Here is an 18910-nt window from a genome sequence, read left to right as displayed (position 1 = left end):
CTAATATATAGCGGAACCTATTTATCGAGTAAAGGGCAATAAGCATTTACCCAGCATCATGTGGGAATAACTTAATAGTTACGTCTATGACGGTATAGTGGACAAAACTCAGCATTCAAAACAGGTTGAGCGTATTCTATCTTATCATTAGTTTTTCGAATAGACTTTCATTCATACAATTGAATTTACTTATGTGTGTAAGGTGAATATGCTAGTCATATAGAGGTTTTCAATGAAAGAAGGATGCTATATGGAATATATTTTGCTTTATTTCATTGGATTTGCTGCAACAACGCTTGGTACATTAGCAGGAGGAGGGGGACTTATCAGTTTACCGGCCATGCTACTAATGGGATTACCGGTTCACTCTGCAATTGGGGCCAATAAAGTATCAAACACAGTGAGCTCATTTTCGAGTTTTCTTGTGATTTATAAAAATAAAGAAATAACGGTCAAAGAAGCGCTTGCGGTTGTTCCAATCAGTCTTGCGGGAGGCATTACAGGTGGAGTTATCGCTTCGTTTTTGAAAGAGGAATGGATGATTATAATCGCGATTGTCCTTTTATCATTCGCATTCATCACTTCATTTCTTGGAAAAGCAGACTTTGAAGGTAGTGAGTCATTCCATGTAACTAAAAAAAGTGCAACGTCATTGTATGGAATAGGCATATACGATGGAGTCTTTGGTCCAGGTAGTGGCACATTAGCATTATACGTGTATGCTCGATTAAATATTTCTTATTTAAGAGCAGTTGGACTGTCTCGCATCATGATTTTTTCAAGTTGTTTTGGAGCATCGATTAGTTACATTTCAACGGGTAAAATAATATGGCCTCTCACGATTGCGTTAATGTTCGGTTCGATTAGTGGTGCGCAACTCGGTGTTCGCCTAGCTCGTAAATTAAACAGTAAGCATGTCAAACCAATTCTTCGAGTTGTGACGGTGCTTCTGATCATGCAAATTATTGTGGAGTATTTTGGGTGACAGAGTAATGAATTGGCAGCAATTTTATCGGATTGTATGCACTGCGGTTGTGTGAATCTGAAGTATTTGTTATATTATAAACAATACAAATTCCTTGATGTGGAAAAGTAAATAAGAATTGTGAAACAGAAAATATAGCAGCTAGCTGAGAGCTATATCACCGCTTCTTGTTGAAACCTACCACTGAGATGTTATGCCAACATAACCGAGTCGTTTTCGTTACTAAACGTTTTAGAGGGCTTATTGTTAAGCTAAACTAAGGTGGTACCACGTCTATTCAGCACAAAGACGTCCTTACAAAAGGACATCTGTGTGCTTTTTTGTCGTCCAGGCTCCTGGCGCCTTGCGCTTTTCATATTATAAGGGAGGAAATACTAATGACCAATCAACAGAAAAATGATTTTACAAGCTGGTATATCGACACAATTCAAAAGGCGGATTTAATGGCTTACACGCCTGTTCGTGGGTGTATTGCGTTTAAACCGGATGGCTTTGAAATTTGGGAGCATATTCAAGATGAAATGAATAGACGTTTTAAAGAGACAGGACATCGTAATGCGTATTTCCCAATGCTGATTCCTGAATCTTTCTTCGAAAAAGAGAAGGATCATATCGAAGGGTTTTCGCCGGAACTTCCTTGGGTTACAGAAGCTGCAGGAGAGAAATTAGAAGAACGCCTAGCACTTCGCCCTACATCTGAAACGATGGTCGGGCATTTATATTCGAATTGGATTAAAAGCTATCGTGACCTTCCAGTGTTAATTAACCAATGGGCAAACGTCTTCCGTTGGGAAAAGAAAACACTTCCGTTCATTCGTACATCTGAATTTTTATGGCAGGAAGGGCATACAGCTCACGTGGATGAAGAAGAAGCACGTGTTGAAACGATGCAAATGCTCAATATTTATAAAGAAGTTGTCGAAGAGTTGCTGGCGATACCAGTATACGATGGTCAAAAGACTCCTTCCGAGCGTTTTGCAGGTGCTGTAGATACGTATTCGATCGAAGCAATGATGAAAGATGGAAAGGCTGTACAAGCTGGAACTTCACATTACTTGGGAACAAAGTTTGCGGAAGCATTCGATATAAAATATTTAAATAGAGAAAACAAGCATGAATTTGTTCATACAACTTCTTGGGGGACTTCTACACGATTGATCGGTTCTGTCATCATGGTACATGGTGATGAACAAGGTCTTGTATTGCCACCGCGTGTTGCGCCGACACAAGTTGTTTTAATACCAGTAGGACCTTGGAAGAAAAATCCTTTGATAATGGAAAAACTAGATGAGGTTTATGTTGAATTGAAAGCTAAAGGAATTCGTGTACGTCTGGATGATTCTGATCAGTCGCCGGGTTACAAATTCAATGAGTGGGAATTGAAAGGTGTCCCTGTTCGAGTAGAATTAGGGCCTCGTGACTTGGAAAATAACCAAGCGATAATAAAAGCGCGTGATGAAGAAGAAAAAGTATCTGTTGATCTTCCAACTATAGCGGACTGCATTGAAGGTGCGCTAAACACAATGCAAGTACGCTTATTGGACAAAGCGCGTGCATTCCGTGAAAAGCATTCCCATACGCATGTGGATTCACTCGAGCAACTAACGCAACATATTGCTGACGCGACAGAAAATGGAGAAATCCCAGGTTGGATCCTTGCCGGTTGGTGCGGAGATGACGCTTGTGAAGCACAGGTGAAAAATGAAACGAAATTCACAACACGTAATATCCCATTCAATCCACCAGCGACAAAGTCTACTTGTATTAATTGTGGAAAAGAATCGAAGCATACGGTGTGGTTCAGTCGTGCTTATTAACTAAATAAACGTGATGGAAAACGCTCCCCGAATAAATCGGCAGGAGCGTTTTTTACTAAATTTAATGAAATGAGTGTATTGAAGCAATCCAGCACATCATTTCGTCATTCCCTGAAACTCTATAGACAGTACCCTTTGAAATCCAATCAGATTATTTTTCATAAGTAATGCATTTGATAAGTATGATGGAAGAACGAGGAGTTTAAGCAAAACACTCTAAAAAGGAGGACTATATATTAAAATACTTGTCGTAGGTGCAAGTGGAACGATTGGCAATGCGGTTACTAAAGAATTAGAGAAAAATCACGAGGTTATCCGCGCGGGACGCAATGGTGCTGATGTAACTGTGGATATTACGTCAGTAGAGAGCATTAAAAAGATGTATGAAAAGGTCGGAAAAGTTGACGCGGTGATTAACGCAGCAGGCCGTGCTCATTTTGACGCAGTTACGGATATGACACCGGAGTTGAATGAAGTGGGGATTGATAGCAAACTGAAAGGGCAAGTCAATCTAGTGCTTTTAGGATTTGATAATATGAATGATGGTGGAAGTTTCACGTTAACAACGGGGATAATGATGGATGATCCAATTGCGAAAGGAGCTTCGGCGGCTCTGGCAAATGGCGGCGTCAGAGCATTTGTTAAAGCTGCTGCTATTGAAATGCCAAGAGGAATTCGCATTAATAGCGTAAGTCCAAATGTATTGCAAGAGTCGATACACAAGTTTGGCACCCTTTTCCAAGGGTTCGATGCAGTGCCTGTAAAACGTGTAGTTCTCGCTTTTGAAAAAAGTGTCTTTGGCTTACAAACGGGTCAGAATTTTGAAGTCTACTAGCATAGGTTATATAATCGGATGAAAATAGTTGAAAAGCCTTCTGGGAGAGTTTCTCAGAAGGCTTTTCAATGTCGTGTTTTTCAGTTTATTAATAAATCATTTTTGAACATATAAGTTAAATGAATGATTCCACTCTATACAACTTCGGCTACCCCAGTAAGGCGCATATGCTGAGTTCAAATACATATCAAGTGCCAGTTACTGACACCGGATTCAATGGCTCCAGCTCCGCCTTATAAGGGACCTTAGCGTAATTAAAGGGAATTTATATCTTAGCTTAGATAGCTTTCAAGACATTTTTAATTAACAGTACAAATGCACTTCGAGATTGAGCAGCAACTTTAATGACATCATCATGACTTAATGGTTCGTCTAGAATGCCACATGCCATATTTGTTAAGCAAGATATTCCTAATACCTTAAGTCCCGAGTGAATAGCGACAACTGCTTCAGGCACTGTTGACATACCAATTGCATCTGCACCTAAAACGCGAATCATTCGAATTTCAGCGGGAGTTTCATAAATAGGACCACTCCACCAACCGTAGACGCCTTCTCTTAATGTAATGTCATTCTCACGTGCAACTTGTAATGCCGTTTGTCTCATTTCTTTATTATAAACCTCAGAAACGTCTGGGAAACGAGTTCCCAAATCATCGTTGTTTTTACCGATTAATGGATTTATGCCAACTAAGTTAAGGTGATCTGTAATTAGCATTAATTCGCCTGGGTTAAAATCAGTATTTACCGCTCCACATGCGTTCGTGATAATTAGTTTCTCTATACCTAATGCTTTCATGACCCTAACAGGGAAAGTAACTTCATCTAACGAATATCCTTCGTAGAAGTGGTAACGTCCTTTCATAGCCACGACTGTTTTTCCTTCTAAACGACCGATAACTAATTCATTTGCGTGACCAACTGCAGCTGATTTCGAGAAAAAAGGAATATCCTCGTATGGAATGACAACGCCGCCTTCTAGTTCGTCAGCGAGGCCGCCGAGTCCAGAACCTAGGATAATCCCTATTTCGGGGATCTCTTTTGTTTTACTTAGAATGTAATTTTTTGCTTCTAAAATTTCTTCTGTTTTATGCATTAATGTTACCTCCTATTGTTTCTGGGGAATTGTCTATTTATTAAGGTGCTTTCATAGTTTAGTTCTTCTATAAAAAAGAAGCAAGGATGGTTTTTTTGTAAGTCGGCATAGCTTAAGAATTCACAAGTTCATCTGGTGCTTTCGAGGTTCTACCTAGTTTCTGCGAAATGAAATAGGCAATCGTCGACGATAGGAAGATGAATAATAAGGGAATAGTAGAAGTCCCTGCAAATACGACTTCTTGAGCTGAAATAGAATGTACGGAAGATAAATCTGGCTTGTAGAGAGCCGTAAGAATTGCTCCTGATGAAAGTTGAAATACAGTGTACAGCACTGTAAAACTAATGATAAAGATCATATACTTTTTCATTTTTTTCACCTCTTCTTCTAGTTAGGTTCAGTTTGACTAAATCCTACTATGAATCAGTCTTTACCGCATGAGCCTACCATCAAAGCCAGCAACTCCTCTGCGGATACCAAGCGTTCACCGCCACCTTGGACAAACGCATCATTCCCGCCGCCTTTACCGTTGATGAAGGGAAGTGTAACGGATGAAACTTGCTTCATACTTGTTTCAACGGAAGCACCACGAGCCGCGACAAATTGTAATCGATTAGTACTTTCGGCAACTAGAAGGACAATTATTTCTTCTGCTTCAGCCACAAGAAGTCGGGCAAGTTTCTGTAATTGTTGAACAGTCCTATCTGTAAAGAATGCTTTTACAATACCTTGTTCCTGTTGGTTCAATAATGCTTTTGCCTCAAATTCTAACAGTGCTTCTTGCGCATCTGCCAACGATTTCTCAAGTGAATGATTCGTTTCTAATAACTTTTGTACCGCATCCGTAACACCATCGCTCGGTGCACTTAATAATGTGGATGTCTCTGCCAACTCCTGGTTTTTTCGTTGTAATTGTTGTAACACACGTCCACCGCAAACGAAATGTACACGCACTTTTCCGCGATGCTTCTCCGTCGATAAAATCTTCAGTGTACCTACTTGTCCCGTTGTACTTGGATGTGTACCGCCACAGCCGTTGTAGTCAAAATCAGGGATAATGACAAGTCGGATTTCATCTGTCACTGCCAATTGCTTGCGAAGGGGGTAGTGGTGAAGTTCATCTTCAGTTACCCATGTTATTTCTATAAGTCTATTTTCTAAAATAATACCATTCGCTAATTTTTCCACCGCGTCCAATTGTTCTTGAGAAACTTCCTCCACGTCCAAATCAATTGACACAATTTCTTTTCCTAAATGGAAACTTACTGTCGGAAATTCGAACAATTCAACAAATGCAGCTGACAAAATATGTTGACCTGCATGCTGTTGCATATGATCAAAGCGTCGTCCCCAATCGAGAACACCCTCCACTTCCGTTACAGAACCGAGACTTTCAGCCAGGGTATGACGAATTTCATCGTCCAATTCCTCCACAGTGAGTACCTCAATACCATTCAATGTTCCTGAATCATGCGGCTGACCACCGCCTGTCGGATAAAAGGCTGTATTGTCTAACACGACATATGGATTTCCTTCTGTATCTTGTGCTGCTTTAATAACCTGGCTCGTAAACAATTTACAGTATGGATCTGCATAATATAAACGATCTTTTAACATATAATCGACTCCCATGACTTTTTTTCTAGTTTATCACGAACAGTGAAAAGGAGTGCCCAATCTACTAAGGATTAGGCACTCTTGTGTGATTAGTTGAGTTTCACGATTTTATTCGGATTCAATAAATTGTCTGGATCTAGTGCTTTTTTTATTTTTTCCATAATGAGAAGTGCCGCGCCGTGCTCTTGTTCCTGGTATTTTTGTTTACCAATGCCGACGCCGTGTTCTCCAGTGCATGTGCCGCCACGCTCGAGTGCATACATGACGATTCTTCCATTCAACTCATCGGCTTTTGCAAGTTCTTCGGCATCGTTCATGTCCATCATCAGCAAAACATGGAAGTTACCATCGCCTACGTGACCGACGATTCCGCCTGTCATTCCAAGGGATTCAACGGTTTCGCGAGCATGTTCAACCGCACCTGCTAACTCTGAAATAGGGAGACAAACGTCCGTTACCATCATCTTTTTCCCGGGATAGCCGTGGATAAAGGCATAAGCTAAATTATGTCGCGCCTCCCAAAGTCTGTTGCGTCCGGCGTTGTCTGTTTCGAATTCGATGTCTTCACAATGATGGTCTTTAACAATTTCTGTTGTGAAATCAACATCTTGTTTCAATCCGGCTTCATTCCCATGGAATTCTAAGAACAGCGTCGGTTTTTCTTTATAGTTGGTTTCACTGTATAGATTTGCCTGTTTTATAGAGGGTTCATCGACCAATTCAACTCGTGCAATCGGAATACCGGCTTGTAAAATGGACACGACGGCTTCCACTGCATCATTGACGGTAGGGAAGGAAGCCCTTGCAGCTGCGACGTGCTCTGGAATGCCGTATACACGAAGTGTTAATTCTGTAAAACAGCCAAGTGTACCCTCTGAGCCAACGAAAAGACCGTTCAGATGAAGGCCAGATGCAGATTTTGCAGCCATATTGCCCGTGTGAATGACAGTTCCATCTGCCATTACAACTTCCAAATCGCGGACTTGATCACGCATGACGCCGTATTTGACGGTAGTTGTTCCACTCGCATTTGTGGCTGCCATTCCGCCTAGTGTTGCATCGGCTCCAGGATCGACAGAGAAAAACAGCCCGTACTTTTTCAGTTCTTTATTTAACTGTGTGCGGGTTACGCCAGGCTGTACTTTTACTAGAAAATCATTCTCTCGTACTTCTAGGATTTTACTCATAAGTGAAAAATCAATCGTGATTCCTCCCTTAGAAGGGATTACATGTCCTTCCAAGCTTGAACCAAGACCGAAAGGGATGACCGGCATCTGGTATTCTTTCGATACTATCATTACTTTACTGACATCTTCAGTCGATTCTGGGAAAACAACAATGTCCGGAAGACTTGCCGTGTGATAGGATTCATCTCTGCCGTGAAGCTCTCTTACAGTTACGTTGATGGAGACCTGTTCATCCTTGAGCACATCTTTTAAGGCTTCAACTATATTTTCTGTAGATATTGTCACTTTTGTTCACTCCTTAAGTAAGATAAGTGTTTATACGATTTTGGTACAACCTCTTTCTAGTATACGTGAAAATATAATTAATTACTTAATCTAATTGATAATTCTAAAACCGGCTGTTATTGTTAGTGGTGTTTAGATTATTCTAATTAATTGTTGCGTTTGATATGAATTAAAGGGAGAGTTACGCATGAAAGAAAAGCTAGCTATAATGCTTATAACGTTTACGCTCCTCTTTGTGTACCTACTTACACCTGCTGCTAAGGCAAGCTCAGAGATCAGTATCGGTGGGAAAGCGGGCAGCTATCAATATAAAGTAATAATGGGACAAGGGCCATTTACCTGGGAGATTGGACATAAAGGCTCGCTGTTCGTCATTGAAGAAAGTGAAATCAATAGAGATGATTTAAATACGTTCAGAAATAGTGTTGAAGACATCAAAATACAAAAGTTTAAGGTAGGCTTCTCTGTCTTTTACTTGTTCGTTATCGGAATGGTGCTTGTGATTGCAAAGAGAAGAAAGAATGGAATTGGGAAAGAATATCTGCTGATTATTATAGGACTTGTGGGAATTACATTTTATTATGGTTTGATAGCATCTATCGGATTGAATCATTCCTTAAGAGATGCAGAATTTTATTATTTAGGGTTAATTCAATAACGATAGGAAACTAAATCCACTCTATTTAAAGAAGATATGTTGATACTACTGTAGTTAACGTAACTTTTGAATATGTAATAGGGAAGAAGATTGTTTGGAATATCGTTAAGGCGCTGAAAATACATTGACATGTAAGGCCCTTAGATTAGGCAATAGAAGGCTAGTTGACATTAAGTATACAAAGATATCACATTCGCTATAAATGCTTGCCGACAGATGACTATACTCGTTCATTTGAAGAAAATTGAAATTGATAGTGGAGGAAGTGTATTTCAATGGAGAAAGTAAAGGTTAAGCACTTTAACTATAATTTGTACAAATCCTCAGTCACTAGTAAAAGTGCATTAACGGTAATCTTTTACCATGGCTGGGGGGCTAGTGCTGATAGCTACAAAGATGTGGCTGAAGAGATTGCAAAAGAGGGACATACCGTAATAGTTCCAGAAATCATTTACCATGATACAAGAAATTCTCTAGAAAATCATTTTGAGAAAGCAACGTTGGAAACGTATTTTTGGAAAACAATTATTGAGACTATCGAAGAGTTTAATGATTTTTTTGGTGCATTAAAGATTTTAAAGGAAAATACAATACTCTTAGGCAGTTCTATGGGTGGTTTTATTGCTAATGGTATTTTTGCAACGCAAGCGAATATAGGCGGTTTAGCAAATATTAACGGATCAGGGTCATTTTTAGTGTCAGAAAGAATCTTTAGGGAGATCGATAATCGACCAGATATACCACTGGAACTAGAAATGATTTTGAAAAAGGTTGATCCCATTGGGCGGAAGAACCGTGATTCACCTGTACTTCTTATACATGGTGATTCGGATAAAACTGTTCCTATTGATGGTCAAAAAAATTACTATAACTACCTAACAGAAAATGAAGGAAGAAAAGATATTGAGCTATTAATATACAAGGATGTTAATCACCAGTTTACTACTGAAATGTTGCAAGACTTGATTACATGGTTAAAAATGCGAATTAGATAGGGGGAAATCTTATTGAAGATTGATCATTTGGTTGTCAATGTAGATCGTTCTGTACAAGAAGATCCGGGTTTTATAAAAAAGGTTCACTCAATAGGTCTTCCATATGAACCAAAACGAGGAAAAGGAACAAAAGGATTTAAGGTTTCAAATATATGGATCGGGGACGAGTATTTTGAATTTGTAAGAATCGAGACACAAGATGGCGGAGGATGGATACAAAGTTGGACTGAGAAATATCATAGTGGACATAGGGGCCTGATAGGTTTCGCTTTAGAAGTAGATGACATCGAGACGACGTATCAGAGTCTTATCAGCCAGGGGATTAATGTTACAGCTCCAGAATCGTTGAAGTTTAGGTGGTTTTTTAATCTTCTCAGCAAATCAATGCCATGGAAGAATTCATATTTACCTGAATTTGAGGGTGTTTCTTTTCAATTCTTTTTACAACAACTTGAAAATGAAAAGGTTAAATCGTACATGCAAAAGCATATGGTTCCGAATGGGAAAGAAAAAAACATTAATGGAATATCAGAAGTGAAGATATTTGGTGCATTGACTGAAGGTGATAAACGTATTATCAAAGCCCTTTTTCAGGATTATGACATTCAAGAAGGAGCAATAACTATTTCACTTGGCAGCCAAACTATTTCTTTTGTGGAATCAGAAACAGAATCGATTGAAGTGCTAGTAGATTGTACTAATGAAAAGTATTCAGCAAAACGTGTTGAGATAGAAAACGTACTTATTACGAATAAGTAATCAGGAATTTTACTTAGTTAGGTTGCATGAATGATTCCATAGTATACCGCTTCGACGCTAACGCTGGGTTTATATACTTCAACATATATAGATTCAAAACGTGTGTGAAGTATAGGATGTGATTTCTTAAATCGTTCTTCATCAATCCACAAGGGAGCTTAGCGCGACAAATATATTTGGAGGTGAAAGAAATGGTAATGCCAACACATATTGTAGCAGTAGGCGGTATCGTAGAAGATGAATATGGAAATATTCTTTTAGTAAAAACCCATCATGGTGGATGGGTATTTCCTGGGGGGCAAGTGGAGGTTGGAGAAAACTTAATCGATGCATTAAGTAGAGAAATTAAAGAGGAAAGTGGGATAGACACAGATGTATCTTACTTGATTGGAGTTTATTCAAATACAGGCATTCATAAAGGGTATGACGGCGTGACGGATATTCCTACCAAATTAATGTTAGACTATGTGTGCAAGCCTGTGGGTGGAGAATTGTGTACCTCTGAGGAGACATCAGATAGTCGCTGGGTTGCAAAGGGGGAAGTGCTTAATATGGTTATAGCACCAGCTATCCGTACAAGATATAAAGCTTACTTAGAATTTGATGGGAATGTAAAATATATGGAATATAAAACGGAACCCACGTTTGAGATAAAACTGAACAGGACTGTATAGTAATAATCTATGGTGTTTTAAATGTGGAATAGTCGGTTCTGATATATGAAACATGGATATTTTAATAAATAGAAGGAGCCACAACCATAGTAGTTTGTAGCTCCATTTTATTATTTGACCTTTGAACAGATCCCGTTAATTCTAAATAAGGCGGTTCTTTTCATTCAAACTCTATTACTTTTCTAATTCAATAACGATGTCTTCCATGACAAACTCTTCGTTCCCTACACCAGACTTTACTGGTTTTAGAATTTCCTTGGGTCCGTTTTTCGTAAATTCTACTCCGCCAGAATTGGTGGAATCATAACTTCTGATACGAGGAGTTATAATAAGCTTCGATGCATTCGGGTCTAATTTCTCGAATGTATTACTCCGACTCATATTATAAGAATCTTTACCTGATCCTCCATTATTTACACCAAGGTATATATTTCCTAAGTCGTCTTTAATCTCCAATTCAGCATCGACCCCATGCCATTTATCACTTACCTTCTTGGAAACCTCTTGGTTGTAATAAACGATAAAGGACATTGGTGTGAAAGATACTTTTTCAATAGCAACTGTAACTCCATTTTGTTCAGTGCTCTGGTTGCTTAATTGTACTCGGCTATCTGTTGCATTTAGTGAGAATGTAAATTTCCAATTCCCTTTTACCTTTTCCGTAGTGTCTGGTCGGATGAAACTGTCCAAATTCCATTTTATATCGACTGATTCTTTTCCGATTGGGGCTAAGTCAATAGGTGTAGCTCTATATAAGCCCACATAATGATAATCATCCACTTTAGAGATTTTGGAACTTCCTGCCATACCTTTAGCTCCTTTAATATCAGGTGAACCAAATGTTGTGATGTCATCTCCCAAATCTTTCTCACTTTCAATTGAATAGGTGATTGCAACTGTTTTCCCGTCAAAAATGGCATCATTAATCGTCACTTTGATGCCCCTGCTTTCCTGTGACATGTTCATTGCGGTGGAATATTCTTTATAGTTATCGTAAAGACCTGTTTTTTCATTATCCAAAAATCTGAAAATGTCTCCGATGATAGGAATGTTACCTGCAGAAGCTGGAAACGCTAATCCTAATGTTGTAACTGATAAGCCCACAGTCATGGCGACTGCCAGAGACTTCATTTTCCAACTGACTCTTTTCTTCTTCGTTATAGCCTTTTTGAGAACACTTTTAACTTTAGTCTTTTCAGATTCAGTGACCGCCATCTCCTCGAATTCATTGTCGTCTACGTTAGCGTCGTTCAATAATTCATAAATATCCTTCATACTCTACTCTCTCCCAACTCAAGTGTAGTAACTTTTTTAGTTAGTTTCTTTTTCCCTCTGTAAACGCGATTATCGATAGAAGCCTTAGTCAAACCGAGTTTTCTTGATATCTCTTCCGTTTTTAGACCAAGAAAGAATTTCATGATAAAAATTTCTCGTTCAACAGGCTCTAACTGATTGATTAGTTGTATCAATTCAGTTCTGTCTTCCAGCATAATTAACTCATCTTCAGCAGATAAATCCGCATTCAAATCCATATAATCTGACGAGAATTCCATCTCTTTACTTGCCTTTCTGTAATAATCAATCGCTTTAAACTTGGCGATTGCAGAAATCCACTTTCTGAAATCAGTTGAATCTCCATTGAATTTTTTAGAATTGTTCCAGATTGAAAGGAAAATATCATTGATACATTCTTCTATGACTCCCTCGTTTTTAAGGGGAATAAGGACCTTATACGTTATTCCTTTTATGATTGGTAAATAGATATCCACTACAAATTCTAATGCGTCTTCTTCTTGGTGCTGTAATCGCTTAATAAAATTCCTATCAGTAGACTTCATTTGACGATTCCCCTTACTTTTGTGTAAAAGCTTTTACACCCTATACAACGTTTTGAAAAAGTATTTCTCTCATATTTTTAAAAAATATTTTAATTTAGTTTGTCCTATAAAGTGCTAGAAGATTGAATTTCAAATTGAAGTTATGTTTAGCAGGTGGACAGGCTTCCTAGTACAGTATATAAGAGGAATATGTTATTAAAGGTATTTATTGGTATGAAAAAGAAGGTGAATTTGTAGTGGACGTTACGTAAACTATTTTAATGGAGAAGTTACTGTGGAGTATAATGGCGCTGCAGTGTATGACGATGATGAGTTTCTTGTTAATTAATTAATGAGAAGACATAAGCGAATGCTGCCCGCGTCCAAAGAACTTCAAAAGTGGCGAGGAGTATACGAGACGAATGAGAATTCCCTTGTTTTTAGTATTTGCATGCAGGAAGTACATATTAATAAGTCTGGGATTAAAAGTTAGAATTATATGCTTCCATAAAGGGGGTAGATAAAATGGTGACAGTGGGACTAATAAGGCATGGGATTACAGAATGGAATGAGCTCGGCAAATCGCAAGGGGTTTCTGATATTCCTTTAAATAAGAAAGGTAAACAGCAGGCAATTGCATTGGCAAATAGACTCCTATTGGAAGAAGGATGGGACTTGATTGTGACAAGTGACTTGTCGCGTGCCAATGAAACTGCACAGATAATCGCAGCTAAACTCGAATTGCCCGTTTGTACTTATGACGATCGTATCCGTGAAATTAACTGTGGCGAAATTGAAGGAACAACCGAGAAAGAAAGAATCCAAAAATGGGGAAATAATTGGAGAGAGTTGGATCTCGGTATAGAGAAATTTAAAGACGTATCGGATAGGGGATACGAATTTTTAGAAGAAACATTAATTACATATAGAGATAAGCGAGTGTTGGTAGTAAGCCACGGTGCTTTAATAGGTCTGACATTACAATATTTGCTGCCAGAAAAATTTCCAAGTACATACATTGAAAATACGTCAATAACTATTCTTAATAACATTGAAAATAAATGGACTTGTACTACTTACAATTGTACGAAACATTTAGGTGGTTAAATAGAGTTACTACGAAAGAGGGGATAACCATTATGAAAATAATTGAACAATGGAATCAAGAGGATAGCGACTATATAAGAAGTAAAGTCATAGAGCATAATATGGAACAGCTCCCGGACGAACTTAAAACCTCGAGGGAAAGTATTAGCTTTGTTATAAAGGACGACAAAGGTGAAGTAGTGGGTGGAATTACTGGGGATATATTTTGGCACCATATGCATATTGAGTTTCTGTGGGTTGATGAAAGCGTTAGGAAGGAAGGGTACGGAAGTATTTTATTGGAAAAGATTGAAAGTCTTGCAAAGGCTAAAGGATGTAGGCTTATTCACTTAGATACATTCAGCTTTCAGGCGCCTGAGTTTTATCGGAAAAATGGCTATGAAGTTTTTGGAGTAATTGAAGATCATCCAAAGGGGTTTAAGCAATACTTTTTGCAGAAGAGATTCGATAGTAAGTAATAAGTTCAATTTTTCTATAATTCGACAGGAGATATACAAATTGGGAACTGCAAAATGGATTGAAATATGTATTAATAAAAAATGCTTATGAGCGGAAGGCAATTATTAGCGATGAAGGAAAACTATTAGTTGGGTTGATTTAATAAACATAGAAGGGTTAAATAAACATGCTGATTTAGGAATTGCTATAGGAGATAGAAGTTTCTTGGGGAAATCACAGATTATTCTCTATTAAGCTGATGCTGGATTTCAGTTTTAGACAATTAGATTTAAATAAAGTCCGGCTTCAAGCCGAGCTTGATAATGAAAAAGCAATTAAATCTTATAAGAGAATAGGATATATTGAAGAAGGAATTTTAAGATGAAATAGGTTGAGAAAAGGATTTTCTTTGATTGATTGAGAATGAGTATATTAAGAGACGAATATATAAATACAAAAAAAAGATACGGCTAATTAATAGCCGTATCTAAGATTGAAGACAATGGTATAAGTAACGCTTTTTTTATAATTCGAACCCCATAGTAGCCCACCTAATCCTTACTTGGCTTTCAGAAAACGTATCTCTTTTCTCCGAATAGAGGCTAACCAAGTTATTAATTTTTCATAGTTCTCTTTCCACATGTTTTTCATTACCAATGTCAAGAACAGCAGGGATAACAAAAATAGAAAAGAGATAATACTTGTAAACTGGAAAAAAAGAGTTTCTTGAAAACCACCATAACCAATGCAAATAACTAAGCTAGTCACAAAGATTATAGACAACACGGGTATCAATTGAAAAAGTATTTCGTAGTTTCTTTTCTTGAACAATCGCATGATAGTTGGAGAAATTATAGCAATAAGTAAGATATAGGAGATAACGACGAGTACGTCTATTATGACTATGAATAAGTCCATCTCTTTTCAAAGCCCCCTTTTCAAATTCACCTACAGAATGACTCTCTTAGAAAAGGCAATATAGATATACTATACCCTTTCGTCCTCGCAGTTATGCATCGAAACATAGATATTCATTACAATGAACATAAATAAAGAGGATGGTTGTATCACTAACAGGTTCTCATTTATTGGACAAAAAAATTGCAAGGTAAAAGACATGCATTTTCTCAATCTCAGATAGTACCATTTCGTTGGTATACAGCCATTCCTAGGGTCTCATCATTAATAAATACAATAGTTTTAGATGAGACTTTACAATGGCTATTGCATAAGAAGCTCAAACTGCTATTTCAAGGTATCTCCATATGCTAAAAATCAAGGTATTATCGTATGAAAAAGAGAATAAATATTTACCTTTTCATTATACTAATTGACTCTATTAATAGATAGTGCAGATTATAAATTCACTAAGTAAAGGGGGGTATATTATGAATGATAAAAGTAACAAAAGGAAATGTTGCGGAAATCAAAACAAGTTATTATGTTTTGGGGGGGTTGTTAATAGGTGCGATTCTCGGATTAGTCTTTTATGTGAAAGACTGGTTATGATCTATTGTATTAATCGAAAGTCTGTGAATCAATGTACTTCAACTTACTAATAGGGCTAGTTGATATACAAGAAAATTATAGGGGGATAGAAGAATGAATAATAATACTGTAAGTACTATAAAAATTAGATCTTTAAGCATAGATGATTATAAGATTGTTTTAAATTGGAGTAAGGATGACACTTTTTGTTCAGCAAATGGATGGGAGAAAAATAGAAGTGAAGAAGAATTATATAGATGGTGGCTTCATTGTATAAATAATGATTTTGAAGATTTTATTCGAATGGGAATAGAATTGGAAGAAAGGTTAGTTGGTTATGTAGATTTAGCTTGTATTAAAGATAATACAGCTGAGTTAGGTATTGCAATTGGCGAGAGTGCGTTATGGGGGAGGGGAATTGGGCCTAATTCTATTTTATGTATGATGGATTACGCTTTTAAGAAGTTAGGAATTACAGTTTTTGATGCAGAAACCCACGAGGAGAATATTCGTTCACGAAAAATGCTTGAGAAAATAGGGTTTATAGAGATAAGTAGGATTGGCAATGAAGAATACTTAGGAACGGAAAATCAACTAATACAATATAGGTTATCTTTGTAACGGGTTTTTATTTTTATAAAGAAAAAATGAAGGTTATGATTACTTTATTGCTTTATTTATACAAGATGAAAATAAATTGTATACGTTTGAGTTGCATCATTAAAATTTTTTAATGAATGTCTTACTATAATTTAGAAACACTAAACCCGTCTAAACTAATGGCGCAGTTTACTTGACGAAGACATTTTCGTGAAAAAGGGGAATTATGACTTTGCCATATCAAGAACTTAGTGTTGAAGATGAGAGCAAGAGAGTTTTCATGAAAATTTTAAAGGGATTACTAATAGTAGGTTTGTTATTTGGTGCATTGGTCGGGTATGGAGTTTATTGGGCATTCTTTGATATGAATAGGTTACCAGCAGGAGAATACCTCACTGAAGAGACATCACCTAATGGGGAATACACGTTAAAAGCATATGTCACTAATGGGGGGGCTACAACTTCGTACTCTGTTCGTGGTGAGTTGGTATTTAATAAAAAATTTAATGGAACTAAAAATATCTATTGGAATTATCGTGAAGATACTGCAAATATTATTTGGGAAGACAATAACACGGTGGTAATAAATGGACATACGTTAAATGTGCCAAATGCTAAATTTGATTTTAGAAATCAATGATATAGCCCTTTTTTCATTAAGTAACAGGGGCGTTTGTTGAAGAAGAATCAGCTGCCTGTACAGGTCAGCCTTTTCTTTGAATTAAAGGGTAAGAATAATTCAGTGAACTGGTTTTACATTAACCTATTGTGTATAGCGTCTACGAGACCGTTCATCGATCAATTCGATTCGATTGTTTGTGGACATTTTTGGATATATATATAGAACTTTTGTATTGTGATTCACTTCCAGGTTCTAGTTCAACTAAAAATGTTTTCTGGTTTTACTTACAGAATGATAGTATAATTGAGTAGATACAGGAGAGAAGGAACGAGTACTTGAAAACCAAAATGAATCAGTTGTTTGAGGACCAAAAGAATGTACACCTTCATATTCTATATAAGTATAATGGAACGGAAAATTACATTACACAGGTTTTAAATTATATACAAGATGGCATTACAGCGGGAGATTACGTGATTCTCATTGAGAATTCTCGTCTTTACCCTATTATTCAAAAAGAACTGAGTACACGTTTAACGAAAGATCAAATGGAGTTCATACACTATGTAAACAGCCTTGAATTCTATTGGTCAAGTGGCAGTTATCATCCTCCTTCAATCGCTGATTACTTTAATAAAACAATTCAGCGCTATGTGGAAAATAAAATCTCTTTCCGGGCATGGGCACATGTCGAGTGGGCCACTATGGAAGAACCACTGCATCTCATAAGAGATTTAGAGGAAATAGTAGATGAAGCTGTAAATCTGTTGTCATTTCCATTAATTTGTGCGTACGAAAGAAATAAAATGCCAGACTATCTAAAAACGAGTTTGATGGAAACACATCCTTTTGTTCTACTAGAAGACGATTTCATCGTCTCGGACCAATATCAGCCGTCGAATTCAGTGAAATAAAACACGCTTAGGAGAATTTCCGAAGCGTGTTTTATTTTTGTGAACTGGTGAGTATGAAACGTACAAGATCGTTCAACGACTAAATTGATGTTTTTTACAGTCCGATCTTATATAACAACAAAAATATGGTTATTAAGAACAATAATTTATTGATAAACGATAAAAATATGCTAAAATCAAATTAACAATAAATAAGTGAGGTGTTTTTATGAAACAAGGTTCAACGCTCTTTTTAAAGATAGCTGTTTTTCTTATTGGAATCCCAGTTCTTGCTTTGTGCATATTTGGGTTGCCATGGTTAGCGAATAATTCTGTGAATCCGAATTATGCCCATATACTATATCCCATAATAATGGGCATGTATGTATCAGTGATACCGTTTTTCGTTGCATTGTATCAGGCTTATAAACTTTTATGCTATATTGACAAGAATCAATCCTTCTCTGAATTATGTGTTAAGTCTATAAGGAATATCAAATTCTGTGCAATGACAATCAGTGGTTTGTATTTGTTGATTTTACCGTTTGTTTTTCTCGTAGCAGATCTAGACGATGCACCAGGTCTCATAATAGTCGGGATGGTCCCTATCTTTGCCTCAATGGTAATCGCAGTATTTGCTGCTGTTCTTCAAAGACTTTTACAAGAAGCGATTGATATAAAATCGGAAAATGACTTAATAGTCTGAGGTGATAACAATGGCAATTATAATAAATATTGATGTGATGCTGGCTAAAAGAAAAATGAGCGTAACAGAACTTTCGGAGAAGGTCGGCATAACGATGGCGAATATTTCTATATTGAAAAACGGAAAGGCAAAAGCGATTCGATTATCAACTTTAGAGGCGATTTGTAAGGCTTTAGAATGTCAGCCTGGAGATATTTTAGAATACAAAGGTGATGAAGACACTCTAGGATAATAAAATCAAAAAATATATTAGTTCATCCACTAGTGCTTTAGTGGATGAACAGAAATGTTTTTCTTCTTGAATTAAAAGGCTAGATTGTGGAAGTGTAGT

The 18910-nt window shown here is 37.2% G+C and carries 20 protein-coding genes and 1 other annotated feature; of the genes, 14 read left to right on the top strand and 6 right to left on the bottom strand.

The genetic code is table 11. The annotated features are described in order from the left end of the window. Positions 1 to 250: 250 nt before the first annotated feature. From FQ087_RS15245 to FQ087_RS15235, 3 genes are all read left to right on the top strand, one after another. Positions 251 to 985, top strand: a complete 735-nt coding sequence (locus FQ087_RS15245) for a sulfite exporter TauE/SafE family protein (RefSeq protein ID WP_149581426.1) — start codon at positions 251 to 253, stop codon at positions 983 to 985. A gap of 85 nt (positions 986 to 1070) precedes the next feature. Further along, positions 1071 to 1284 (top strand) — a binding site (T-box leader). A gap of 78 nt (positions 1285 to 1362) precedes the next feature. Then, positions 1363 to 2802, top strand: coding sequence for a proline--tRNA ligase (proS, locus tag FQ087_RS15240; RefSeq protein ID WP_149581425.1), 1440 nt, complete (start codon positions 1363 to 1365; stop codon positions 2800 to 2802). 235 nt (positions 2803 to 3037) lie between these two features. Continuing rightward, positions 3038 to 3637: a short chain dehydrogenase gene (locus FQ087_RS15235; RefSeq protein WP_149581424.1), complete on the top strand. Its 600-nt coding sequence runs from the start codon at positions 3038 to 3040 to the stop codon at positions 3635 to 3637. A gap of 277 nt (positions 3638 to 3914) precedes the next feature. On the opposite strand, the gene FQ087_RS15230 is transcribed toward FQ087_RS15235, so the two are convergent. From FQ087_RS15230 to FQ087_RS15215, 4 genes are all read right to left on the bottom strand, one after another. Beyond that, complete coding sequence (locus tag FQ087_RS15230; protein ID WP_149581423.1) at positions 3915 to 4733, bottom strand: purine-nucleoside phosphorylase; 819 nt, start codon at positions 4731 to 4733, stop codon at positions 3915 to 3917. A gap of 112 nt (positions 4734 to 4845) precedes the next feature. Beyond that, positions 4846 to 5103 (bottom strand): hypothetical protein, encoded by a 258-nt coding sequence (locus FQ087_RS15225; RefSeq protein ID WP_149581422.1) that lies wholly within the window; start codon positions 5101 to 5103, stop codon positions 4846 to 4848. A gap of 53 nt (positions 5104 to 5156) precedes the next feature. After that, positions 5157 to 6350, bottom strand: a complete 1194-nt coding sequence (locus FQ087_RS15220; RefSeq protein WP_149581421.1) for an alanyl-tRNA editing protein — start codon at positions 6348 to 6350, stop codon at positions 5157 to 5159. An 89-nt stretch (positions 6351 to 6439) separates the two neighbouring features. Continuing rightward, a complete protein-coding gene (locus tag FQ087_RS15215; RefSeq protein ID WP_149581420.1) occupies positions 6440 to 7822 on the bottom strand; it encodes an FAD-binding oxidoreductase in 1383 nt (460 codons plus the stop codon). Positions 7823 to 8009: 187 nt separating this feature from the next. On the opposite strand from FQ087_RS15215, the gene FQ087_RS15210 reads away from it, so the two are divergent. The 4 genes from FQ087_RS15210 to FQ087_RS15195 all read left to right on the top strand — a co-directional run bounded on the left by FQ087_RS15210 (position 8010) and on the right by FQ087_RS15195 (position 10908). Continuing rightward, positions 8010 to 8480, top strand: a complete 471-nt coding sequence (locus tag FQ087_RS15210) for a hypothetical protein (RefSeq protein ID WP_149581419.1) — start codon at positions 8010 to 8012, stop codon at positions 8478 to 8480. 275 nt (positions 8481 to 8755) lie between these two features. Beyond that, positions 8756 to 9475, top strand: coding sequence for an alpha/beta hydrolase (locus FQ087_RS15205; protein ID WP_149581418.1), 720 nt, complete (start codon positions 8756 to 8758; stop codon positions 9473 to 9475). 12 nt (positions 9476 to 9487) lie between these two features. Continuing rightward, a complete protein-coding gene (locus FQ087_RS15200; RefSeq protein ID WP_149581417.1) occupies positions 9488 to 10234 on the top strand; it encodes a VOC family protein in 747 nt (248 codons plus the stop codon). Positions 10235 to 10425: 191 nt separating this feature from the next. Then, a complete protein-coding gene (locus tag FQ087_RS15195) occupies positions 10426 to 10908 on the top strand; it encodes an NUDIX hydrolase (protein WP_149581416.1) in 483 nt (160 codons plus the stop codon). Between the two features lie 174 nt (positions 10909 to 11082). Here FQ087_RS15195 and FQ087_RS15190 read toward each other — a convergent pair whose 3' ends face one another. Then, positions 11083 to 12183, bottom strand: a complete 1101-nt coding sequence (locus FQ087_RS15190; protein ID WP_149581415.1) for a DUF4179 domain-containing protein — start codon at positions 12181 to 12183, stop codon at positions 11083 to 11085. After that, the gene (locus tag FQ087_RS15185) at positions 12180 to 12746 is read right to left on the bottom strand and encodes a sigma-70 family RNA polymerase sigma factor (RefSeq protein WP_149581414.1); all 567 of its coding nucleotides are present in this window, start codon (positions 12744 to 12746) and stop codon (positions 12180 to 12182) included. Before FQ087_RS15185 ends, FQ087_RS15190 begins: the two co-directional genes overlap by 4 nt. A gap of 504 nt (positions 12747 to 13250) precedes the next feature. Here FQ087_RS15185 and FQ087_RS15180 point away from each other — a divergent pair. From FQ087_RS15180 to FQ087_RS15150, 7 genes are all read left to right on the top strand, one after another. After that, a complete protein-coding gene (locus tag FQ087_RS15180) occupies positions 13251 to 13832 on the top strand; it encodes a histidine phosphatase family protein (protein ID WP_149581413.1) in 582 nt (193 codons plus the stop codon). A 32-nt stretch (positions 13833 to 13864) separates the two neighbouring features. Beyond that, entirely contained in the window at positions 13865 to 14290 is a 426-nt protein-coding gene (locus FQ087_RS15175) for a GNAT family N-acetyltransferase (RefSeq protein WP_149581412.1), read from the top strand. Positions 14291 to 15872: 1582 nt separating this feature from the next. Further along, positions 15873 to 16379, top strand: a complete 507-nt coding sequence (locus FQ087_RS15170; RefSeq protein WP_149581411.1) for a GNAT family N-acetyltransferase — start codon at positions 15873 to 15875, stop codon at positions 16377 to 16379. Between the two features lie 259 nt (positions 16380 to 16638). Then, entirely contained in the window at positions 16639 to 16998 is a 360-nt protein-coding gene (locus FQ087_RS15165) for a DUF5412 domain-containing protein (RefSeq protein WP_149581503.1), read from the top strand. A gap of 317 nt (positions 16999 to 17315) precedes the next feature. Continuing rightward, entirely contained in the window at positions 17316 to 17894 is a 579-nt protein-coding gene (locus tag FQ087_RS15160; protein ID WP_149581410.1) for an MEDS domain-containing protein, read from the top strand. A 208-nt stretch (positions 17895 to 18102) separates the two neighbouring features. After that, entirely contained in the window at positions 18103 to 18579 is a 477-nt protein-coding gene (locus FQ087_RS15155) for a DUF2975 domain-containing protein (protein WP_149581409.1), read from the top strand. Between the two features lie 10 nt (positions 18580 to 18589). Continuing rightward, entirely contained in the window at positions 18590 to 18811 is a 222-nt protein-coding gene (locus FQ087_RS15150; protein ID WP_149581408.1) for a helix-turn-helix domain-containing protein, read from the top strand. Positions 18812 to 18910 lie beyond the last annotated feature (99 nt).

This window comes from Sporosarcina sp. ANT_H38 (assembly GCF_008369195.1).
GTDB lineage: Bacteria > Bacillota > Bacilli > Bacillales_A > Planococcaceae > Sporosarcina.
This window is presented reverse-complemented; position numbering and strand designations above follow the sequence as displayed.

Excerpts from the sequence above, each read along its gene's own strand:
- FQ087_RS15150 (WP_149581408.1), top strand. The coding sequence starts at position 18,590 with ATGGCAATTATAATAAATATTGATGTGATGCTGGCTAAAAGAAAAATG.
- FQ087_RS15220 (WP_149581421.1), bottom strand. The coding sequence starts at position 6,350 with ATGTTAAAAGATCGTTTATATTATGCAGATCCATACTGTAAATTGTTT.
- FQ087_RS15180 (WP_149581413.1), top strand. The coding sequence starts at position 13,251 with ATGGTGACAGTGGGACTAATAAGGCATGGGATTACAGAATGGAATGAG.
- FQ087_RS15205 (WP_149581418.1), top strand. The coding sequence starts at position 8,756 with ATGGAGAAAGTAAAGGTTAAGCACTTTAACTATAATTTGTACAAATCC.
- FQ087_RS15230 (WP_149581423.1), bottom strand. The coding sequence starts at position 4,733 with ATGCATAAAACAGAAGAAATTTTAGAAGCAAAAAATTACATTCTAAGT.
- FQ087_RS15170 (WP_149581411.1), top strand. The coding sequence starts at position 15,873 with ATGAATAATAATACTGTAAGTACTATAAAAATTAGATCTTTAAGCATA.
- FQ087_RS15195 (WP_149581416.1), top strand. The coding sequence starts at position 10,426 with ATGGTAATGCCAACACATATTGTAGCAGTAGGCGGTATCGTAGAAGAT.
- FQ087_RS15245 (WP_149581426.1), top strand. The coding sequence starts at position 251 with ATGGAATATATTTTGCTTTATTTCATTGGATTTGCTGCAACAACGCTT.
- FQ087_RS15175 (WP_149581412.1), top strand. The coding sequence starts at position 13,865 with ATGAAAATAATTGAACAATGGAATCAAGAGGATAGCGACTATATAAGA.
- FQ087_RS15225 (WP_149581422.1), bottom strand. The coding sequence starts at position 5,103 with ATGAAAAAGTATATGATCTTTATCATTAGTTTTACAGTGCTGTACACT.
- FQ087_RS15155 (WP_149581409.1), top strand. The coding sequence starts at position 18,103 with ATGAAACAAGGTTCAACGCTCTTTTTAAAGATAGCTGTTTTTCTTATT.
- FQ087_RS15185 (WP_149581414.1), bottom strand. The coding sequence starts at position 12,746 with ATGAAGTCTACTGATAGGAATTTTATTAAGCGATTACAGCACCAAGAA.
- FQ087_RS15190 (WP_149581415.1), bottom strand. The coding sequence starts at position 12,183 with ATGAAGGATATTTATGAATTATTGAACGACGCTAACGTAGACGACAAT.
- FQ087_RS15210 (WP_149581419.1), top strand. The coding sequence starts at position 8,010 with ATGAAAGAAAAGCTAGCTATAATGCTTATAACGTTTACGCTCCTCTTT.
- FQ087_RS15165 (WP_149581503.1), top strand. The coding sequence starts at position 16,639 with ATGAAAATTTTAAAGGGATTACTAATAGTAGGTTTGTTATTTGGTGCA.
- proS (WP_149581425.1), top strand. The coding sequence starts at position 1,363 with ATGACCAATCAACAGAAAAATGATTTTACAAGCTGGTATATCGACACA.